This window comes from Halorubrum sp. SD690R (genome assembly GCF_005435035.1).
GTDB lineage: Archaea > Halobacteriota > Halobacteria > Halobacteriales > Haloferacaceae > Halorubrum > Halorubrum ezzemoulense.
This window is the reverse complement of record NZ_SGTV01000142.1, coordinates 1-445: the sequence shown is the minus strand read 5'-3', so window position 1 is coordinate 445 and position 445 is coordinate 1. Positions and strand designations below refer to the sequence as shown.

Below are 445 nucleotides of genomic sequence, written 5' to 3'. Positions count from 1 at the left end.
GATCTCGCGGTGTCGGTGGGCGACGACCGCGAGGTGTCGGGCAAGCGCGTTCATCGTGCTGAGGACGGCGAACGCCCCGACATCACCGTCGGCGTCGACGACAGCGTCAGCATCCGCGAGGACGCGCCGCTGTCCGACGACGACGTGACGGTCGACGCCGACGAGTTCGAGATCCACGTCGAACTCTCCAAACACGCCTCGGAGATGCGCGAGGATCGCGTGCGGTACCTGCTCGAACAGGTCGGCCTGCGGGAGGAGCACTTCTACCGCTACCCCCACCAGTTCTCCGGTGGGCAGAGCCAGCGCGTCGGGATCGCCCGATCGCTCGCGCTCGAACCGCGGTTCCTCGTGCTCGACGAGCCCGTCTCGGCGCTGGACGTCTCGGTGCAGGCCCGGATCATCAACCTCCTCGAGGACCTCCAGGAGGAGCTGGGACTGACGTTCC

The 445-nt window shown here is 67.9% G+C and carries 1 protein-coding gene; it reads left to right on the top strand.

Annotated features, from left to right (window positions below; genetic code table 11):
* The coding region (locus tag EXE41_RS19820; protein ID WP_241987300.1) for an ABC transporter ATP-binding protein at positions 1–445 on the top strand (445 nt) is incomplete at both ends.